Raw genomic sequence first — 2,878 nt, forward strand, 5'->3', positions numbered from 1 at the left:
AAAACCTCTCAATCGCCCGAATATAGCGAAAGCGGATCCTATCGTTGTGGGAGCGACTTCAGTCGCGACAAGGACTTGCGGTGAGGCACGATTGTCGCGACTAAAGTCGCTCCCACAGAAAGCAAGTTTTTCGAGGTTCCCATCAGTCTCCAAATAGCCTCACGCAAGCCGCCGCGCGCCCAGCAAGACCAGCACTTCCTGCGCACTGCGAATCCGTTCCGTCGCTCCCGGCAGGTCAAGCGTCACGCGCAGCTTATCCTGGCCTTCCAGCTTGTATACGCGCGGCAGTTTCTGGATCAGCCGGATAATCGCCATAGGGTCCACTTCCGGCTTGTCGCGGAATACGATGCGGCCGCCATTGGGTCCGAAGTCGAGCTTGCGCACGCCCAGCGGAGTAGCCATCAGTTTCAACCCGGCTACAGCGAAAAGCTGCTTGGTCGCATCCGGCAACAAGCCGAAACGGTCGATCATTTCCACTTGCAGGTCGCGCAGGGCGTCCTCGTTACGCGCACTGGCGATTCGCTTGTATAGCGTCAGGCGCGTGTGCACATCGGGCAGGTAGTCGTCAGGGATCAAGGCCGGCAGGTGCAACTCCACCTCGGTCTCGTGTTCGCTGGTCAGATCGAAATCCGGCACCTTGCCCGACTTCAACGCGCGCACGGCGCGTTCCAGCAGTTCGGTATAAAGTCCGAAGCCGATTTCCTGGATCTGTCCCGACTGCTCATCGCCGAGCAGTTCACCTGCGCCACGAATTTCCAGATCGTGCGTGGCCAACGTAAAGCCCGCGCCAAGTTCTTCGAGCGAGGCCAGCGCCTCCAAGCGCTTTTCCGCGTCGGCCGTCATCGCCTTGCGATCCGGAACGACCAGATACGCATACGCGCGATGATGGGAGCGGCCTACGCGCCCGCGCAGCTGGTGCAATTGCGCCAGGCCGAAGCGGTCGGCTCGGTCGATGATGATGGTGTTGGCCGTCGGGATATCGATACCGGTCTCGATGATCGTCGTGCATACCAGTACGTTGAAGCGCTGGCGATGGAAATCGGCCATCACTTGTTCCAGCTCGCGTTCGGGCATCTGGCCGTGGGCGATGCCGATGCGCGCCTCGGGGATCAGTTCTCCTACTTCACGCGCGGTGCGCTCGATGCTGCTGACTTCGTTATGCAGGAAGTACACCTGACCGCCGCGTTGCAGCTCGCGCTGGAAAGCCTCGCGGATCAGCGCCGGCTCCCAGGCCGAGATAAACGTACGCACCGCCATGCGATGTGCGGGTGGCGTGGCAATCAACGAAAGATCGCGCAGGCCGTTCATGGCCATGTTCAACGTGCGTGGAATCGGTGTCGCCGTCATCGTCAGCAAGTCGACTTCCGCGCGCAATTTTTTCAACTGCTCCTTTTGGCGCACACCGAAGCGTTGTTCTTCATCGACGATCACCAAGCCGAGCTGCTTGAACTTGATATCCGGCTGCAGCAATTTGTGCGTGCCGATGATCACGTCGATCTGGCCCTCAGCCAGGCGCTTGAGCGCCTCGGTCACTTCCTTGCCGGACTTGAAGCGCGAGAGCACATCCACGCGCACCGGCCAGTCGGCGAAACGATCAGCGAAGTTACGGTAGTGCTGCTGCGCCAGCAACGTGGTGGGCACCAGCACAGCCACCTGCTTGCCGGCGGTGGCTGCGGCGAAAGCGGCGCGCAACGCTACCTCGGTCTTGCCGAAGCCCACGTCGCCGCAGATCACACGGTCCATGGCGCGCGGTGCGGCGAGGTCGCTCAGTACCGCATCGATTGCGTGTTCCTGATCCGGGGTTTCCTCGAACGGGAAGCTGGCGCCGAATTCCTCCACCATCTGGCGATCGATGCTGAGCGATTCGCCTACGCGTGCCTCGCGCTGGGCATAGATCGCAAGCAGCTCGGCGGCGACGTCGCGGACTTTCTCGGCAGCCTTGCGTCGTGCGCGTTCCCAGGCGTCGCCACCGAGCGAATGCAGCGGTGCCAGTTCCGGTGCAGTACCGGAGTAGCGGCTGACCAGGCCCAACTGGGCCACCGGCACGTAGAGTTTGTCGCCTTTGGCGTACTCGATGGTCAGAAACTCGCCAGCCATACCGCCGACGTCCATCGAGATCAAACCCTGATAACGCCCCACGCCGTGATCCACATGGACGATCGGCGCTCCGATCGTCAGCTCGGTCAGGTCGCGGATGATGCTTTCCGGATCCCGTTCCGCACCGCGTCTCCGCTTCCGCTCGGTGCGCACGCGTTCGCCATACAGCTCGCGCTCCGTCAGCACGGTCAGCGGTGGCTGAGTAAGTGCGAAGCCTTGCTCAAGCGCCGCCGTGGTAATCGCGAACGGCGTTGCCGCGTCCGGTGCGGCAAAGCTTTGCCAGCTCTCGATGCTCGCGGGTTTGAGCCCGGCACCTGCCAATGTTTCGATCAGGGCCTCGCGGCGACCGGCCGAATCGGCTGCAATCAGCACACGGCCGCGGTAGCTGGACAAGAAGTGGCGCAGCGACGTGCCCGGCTCTTCGCCTTTACGATTGAGCGGCAGTTCCGGTGCCGGCTGCGTACCGATATCGATCGCGTGCTCGTGACCGCTTGGCACGATTTCCACGCGCAGGCGTTTGTTGAGCTGCTCACGCAGTTGTTCCGGCGCGAGATACAACTCGGCGGGCGGCAGGACGGGGCGCTCGATATCGTGCGCGCGCTGGTCGTAGCGGTCGCCTGTTTGCTGCCAGAACTGCTCGGCTGCCTCCAGCGCGCCTTCGGCAAGCATGAATACGGCCGACTCGGCCAGGTAGTCGAATAGCGTCGCCGTCTGCTGGAAGAACATCGGCAGGTAGTATTCGATGCCGCCCGGCGTGACGCCTTCCTTCATATCCTGGTAC

At 62.3% G+C, this 2,878-nt stretch carries 1 protein-coding gene; it reads right to left on the minus strand.

What is annotated here, in order from left to right:
- Nucleotides 1–159 precede the first annotated feature (159 nt).
- A partial coding sequence (gene mfd / locus VIM98_RS16745; RefSeq protein ID WP_331994254.1) for a transcription-repair coupling factor occupies nucleotides 160–2,878 on the minus strand: 2,719 nt, incomplete at its 5' end.

Source organism: Dyella sp. (assembly GCF_036568765.1).
GTDB lineage: Bacteria > Pseudomonadota > Gammaproteobacteria > Xanthomonadales > Rhodanobacteraceae > GSA-30.